The sequence below is a fragment of the Aquabacterium sp. UBA2148 genome, from assembly GCF_002328915.1.
Classification (GTDB): domain Bacteria; phylum Pseudomonadota; class Gammaproteobacteria; order Burkholderiales; family Burkholderiaceae_C; genus Aquabacterium; species Aquabacterium parvum.
Genome location: NZ_DCXA01000101.1, coordinates 418 through 5,360 on the forward strand (window position 1 = coordinate 418; position 4,943 = coordinate 5,360).

Sequence of the window (4,943 nt, forward strand, 5' to 3'; positions counted from 1 at the left end):
TCAGGCTGGAAGCCCGCCGTGCCGCCGTTGCGTTTGAAGACGGCCACTGGGGTGGCACGGGGGTCGTTGGCGGCGGGCTGGCTGGTGCTGGTCGGCATGCGGTCTCCACACATTTAGTGGCTGACATGAGCGCCAGACACCAGGGCTAGTGTTTCGGCATGCTGACTGGAGGGTTTTGACAGTCGTCAACCTGGCAGTGAAAGCGAGTTCGCCCTCACTTCACCCCCAGCCGCTTGGCCAGCTTGTGCAGGTTGCTTGCGTCGATGCCCAGCCAGCGGGCTGCTTCGGCCCAGTTGCCACCAGCGGCCCGCAGGGTCTGGCGCACCAGCCCGCGCTCGAACTGCTCCACCTGCGCGCGCAAGCCAGCCATGCCTGGTCCGGCAGCGCCCTCACCCATGGCTTGCCCCGTTGATGCCCCGGCCGACGAAAGGGCTGCGCCCTGAGCACCGGCCTCATCGGCAAGCGCCAAGCCAACCAAGCCCAGGTTCACACCCGGCGTTTCGACCAGGTCCAGCAGGTCTTCGGTCAAGGTCACGATGTCGCGCCGGTTCACGCCCCGGCTCAGCAGCTTGAGCGCGGCGCGGCCCANNGCACGTTGCCGGGCCAGCCATAACGCAGCAAAGCCACTTCCGCCGCCGCGTCCAGCCGCAGGCTGCGCAAGCCCAGCCGCGCCCGGTTGACCTCCAGGAAGTGCCCCGCCAGCAGCAGCACGTCGTCGCCGCGCTCGCGCAGCGGCGGCACGTGCACGGGGTAGACCGACAGCCGGTGGTACAGGTCGGCGCGAAAGCCTCCCTGGCTCACCGCGTCCTTCAATGCGCGGTTGGTGGCGGCCACCACGCGCACGTCCACCTTCACGGGCTTGTCGGCGCCCAGGCGCTGCACCTCGCCGTTCTGCAAGGTGCGCAGCAGCTTGGCCTGGATGCTCAGCGGCAGCTCGCCCACCTCGTCCAGGAAGATGGTGCCGCCGCGAGCCGCTTCGAAGCGCCCGGCACGGTCGGTGGTCGCGCCCGAGAACGCACCCCGCACGTGGCCAAAGAGCTCGCTCTCGGCAAGTGATTCGGGCAGCGCCGCGCAGTTGATGTGCACCATCGGCCCCTTGGCCCGTGCGGAGCGCTCGTGCACGCGCTGCGCGAACAGCTCCTTGCCCGTGCCCGTCTCGCCCATCAGGAGCACCGGCAGGTCGGACTGCGCCACCACGTCGACCTCGTGCAGCACCTGCTGCAAGGCCGTGCTGTGGCCGATGATGCCGGTGCGCACACCGGGCATGGGCGAGTCAGAAGCGCCTGATGCCGTCACCCTCGCCTGCCGCAGCACCTGCACCTCCTGCTCCAGCAGGCTGACCCGAACGGCCGCGCCCACCCAGGGCAGGCAGGCCAGCAAGGCCTCGCGGGCCTCATCGTCGAAGGTGCCTGGCTTCAAGGCATCGAGCGTGAGCGCGCCCCAGCGCCGACCGTCGATGTGCACGCTCGCGCCCATGCAGTCGTGCACGGGCAGCGGGTGGCCGGCCATGCCCTCGACCAAGCCGTCGTAGGGGTCGGGCAAAGTGCTGGCGTGCTCGAAGTGCACCACCTCGCGGCTGAGCAGGATGGTCGACAGGCGCGGGTGCTGTGCCACCTCGAAAGCCCGACCCAGGGCCTCGCGGCTGAGCCCTTCGGCGGCCACTGGGCGCAGCGCTTCGTCCTCCTCCTGCAGCAACACCACGGCCTCGCAACCAAAGCGCGCCTTGAGCTGCCCGACCAGCCTTTGCAGCCGCACCGCGCGCGGCAGGCTCACCGTCAGGTCGGCCAAAGCCATGTGATCGATCAGGGTTGTTTCAACCTTTTGCATGGTCATTTACACCCAATTAAGCTGGGTTTATTCTACCCATAAATTTTGCAAGTGCTTGATTTAAAAGGACCCATGAGCTGGTCTGAGGTTTGCGGTGTCACAGACAAGTCAAACCTGGTCACCCACTTTCAAAAGGAGCCCACCATGAGCCACGCCGAACAATCCCTGGGCCTGCTGGCCCGCACCATCCCCGGTGCCACCCGCGTCTTCCACGCCCACCACCTCGACTTCTGCTGTGGCGGCAAGCAAACGCTGCAGACCGCCGCCGACAAGGCCGGCCTGGACGCCTCGCAGATCGCCGCTCAGCTCGATGCCTTGCAAGACGGCGCAGACGAGGTCGTGGACTGGACGGAAGCCGCCACGCCCGACCTGGTCGACCACATCCTCTCGCGCTACCACGCCCGCCACCGCGAGCAACTGCCCGAGCTGATCCGCCTGGCCCGCCGCGTCGAGCACGTGCACGGCGACCGCCCCGAGTGCCCGCTGGGCCTGGCCGATCACCTCGAAACCATGCAGCAGGAGCTGGAGAGCCACATGCAGAAGGAAGAGATGGTGCTCTTTCCGATCTACAAGCGCGGCATGGGCCACCCCAGCCTGCCGCCCGTCAACGTGATGCGCATGGAACACGACCACCATGGTGAAGAGCTCGCCAAGCTCGAAGCGCTGACCAACGGCATCACCCTGCCCCGCGGCGCCTGCAACACCTGGCGCGCGCTCTACCTGGGCCTGCAAACCCTGCGCGAGGACCTGATGGCCCACATCCACCTCGAAAACAACGTGCTGTTCGAACGCGCCTGAACGCGCACGGCCGCATCACCCATCCATCAACAAGAAAGAAGCAACATGGGTCCGTACAAGAAGCACTGGTACGCGCTGATATGCGTGTGCATCGTGATGTTCTCGCTGCTGGGCTACTTCGGCGCCGAGGTCTACCGCTCGGCACCGCCGATCCCCAACCAGGTCAGCACCACCAGCGGGCAAAAGCTGTTCACGCAGGACGACATCCTCGACGGGCAGACCGCTTGGCAGTCGGTCGGTGGCATGCAGCTGGGCTCCATCTGGGGCCACGGGGCCTACCAGGCCCCCGACTGGACAGCCGACTGGCTGCACCGCGAGCTGAGCGCCTGGCTCGACCTGGCCGCCCAAGAGCGCCACGGCAAGGCCTTTGAACAACTTGGCGTGGGCGAACAAGGCGCGCTGCGCGCCGAGCTCAAGGCCGAGTACCGAGGCAACCGCACGGACGCGAACGGCACGCTGCAAGTCAGCGACCGCCGCGCGCAGGCCATCGCGCAGACGGCGGCTTACTACGATCAGCTCTTCTCCGATGCGCCCGCCCTGCGCAAGAGCCGCCAGAGCTTCGCCATGAAGGAGAACACACTGCCCAGCGCCGAGCGGCGCCAGGCCATGACGCATTTCTTCTTCTGGACCGCCTGGGCCGCCGCGACGGAGCGCCCCGGCGCGCACGTCACCTACACCAACAACTGGCCGCACGAGCCGCTGATCGGCAACCAGCCCAGTGGCGAGAACATCGTGTGGTCGATCGCCAGCGTCGTGATCCTGCTCGCGGGCGTCGGCTTCCTGGTGTGGGGCTGGTCCTTCCTGCGCGATCACGAAGAGCCCTTGCCGCAAGCCCCCGCGCGCGACCCGTTGACCAGCTTCGCGCTCACGCCCTCGCAACGCGCACTCGGCAAGTACCTGTTCCTGGTCGTGGCCCTGTTCGTCTTCCAGGTGTTCCTGGGGGGCTTCACCGCCCACTACACGGTGGAGGGGCAGCATTTCTACGGCATCGACGTGTCGCAGTGGTTCCCGTACTCGCTCACGCGCACCTGGCACATCCAGGCCGCGCTGTTCTGGATCGCCACGGGCTTCCTGGCCGTCGGTCTGTTCCTCGCCCCCGTCATCAACGGCGGCAAAGACCCGAAGTTTCAGAAGCTGGGCGTGGACGTGCTTTTCTGGGCGCTGGTGGCGGTGTGCGTCGGCTCCTTCGCCGGCAACTACCTGGCCATTGCGCAAAAGCTGCCGCCCGAGTGGAACTTCTGGCTGGGCCACCAGGGCTACGAGTACGTGGACCTGGGCCGCCTGTGGCAGATCCTCAAGTGGGTCGGCATCCTGCTGTGGCTGGTGCTGATGCTGCGCGGGGTGCTGCCCGCCTTGCTCAAGCGCTCGACGGATGGCAAGGGTGAAGACAAGAACCTGCTCGCGCTGCTGACCGCATCGGTCGGCGCCATCGGCCTGTTCTACGGCGCCGGCCTGTTCTATGGCGAGCGCACCAGCCTGTCGGTGATGGAGTACTGGCGCTGGTGGGTGGTCCACCTCTGGGTCGAGGGCTTCTTCGAGGTCTTCGCCACCACGGCGCTGGCCTTCGTCTTCAGCAGCATGGGCCTGGTCTCGCGCAACATGGCCACCACGGCCAGCCTGGCATCGGCCTCGCTGTTCATGCTGGGCGGCATCCCCGGCACCTTCCACCACCTGTACTTCGCGGGCACCACCACGCCGGTGATGGCCGTGGGCGCCGCCTTCAGCGCGCTCGAAGTGGTGCCACTGATCGTGCTGGGCCACGAGGCCTGGGAGAACTGGCGCCTCAAGGACCGTGCACCGTGGATGGACAGCCTCCGCTGGCCGCTGCTGTGCTTCGTGGCCGTGGCCTTCTGGAACATGCTGGGCGCGGGCGTCTTCGGCTTCATGATCAACCCGCCGATCTCACTGTACTACGTGCAGGGCCTCAACACCACGCCGGTGCACGCCCACGCTGCGCTGTTCGGGGTGTACGGCTTCCTGGCCTTGGGCTTCACGCTGCTGGTGCTGCGCTACGTGCGCCCGCAGTTCGCCTTCAGCGATCGGCTGATGACCATCGCCTTCTGGGGCCTCAACGGCGGCCTGGTGCTGATGATCACCACCAGCCTGCTGCCGATTGGCATCATCCAGTTTGCCGCCAGCGCCAGCGAGGGTCTGTGGTACGCCCGCAGCGAGGAATTCATGCAGCAACCGCTGCTGCAGACCCTGCGCTGGGTGCGCACCTTCGGTGACCTCGTCTTCATCGGTGGCGCCGTGGCACTGGCCCTGCAGGTGGTGCTGGGCCTGGCGAACAAGGGGCAGGCCTCGCGGCAGGCTCCCGG

Annotated in this window: 2 protein-coding genes and 1 pseudogene; 2 read left to right on the plus strand and 1 reads right to left on the minus strand. The window is 67.2% G+C overall.

Features of this window, described 5'->3' with window-relative positions:
* Positions 1-214: 214 nt before the first annotated feature.
* Positions 215-1,833: pseudogene (gene norR, locus B2W70_RS05480) on the minus strand (nitric oxide reductase transcriptional regulator NorR).
* A 138-nt stretch (positions 1,834-1,971) separates the two neighbouring features.
* Here norR and ytfE point away from each other — a divergent pair.
* Both ytfE and B2W70_RS05490 read left to right on the plus strand, forming a co-directional pair.
* Positions 1,972-2,625: an iron-sulfur cluster repair protein YtfE gene (ytfE, locus tag B2W70_RS05485; RefSeq protein ID WP_286743652.1), complete on the plus strand. Its 654-nt coding sequence runs from the start codon at positions 1,972-1,974 to the stop codon at positions 2,623-2,625.
* A gap of 45 nt (positions 2,626-2,670) precedes the next feature.
* Positions 2,671-4,943: nitric-oxide reductase large subunit (locus B2W70_RS05490; RefSeq protein ID WP_286743653.1), on the plus strand; the 2,273-nt coding region annotated here is incomplete at its 3' end.

What these genes read in the sequence shown, in the direction of transcription:
- ytfE (WP_286743652.1), top strand. Translation starts at nt 1,972, where the DNA reads ATGAGCCACGCCGAACAATCCCTGGGCCTGCTGGCCCGCACCATCCCC.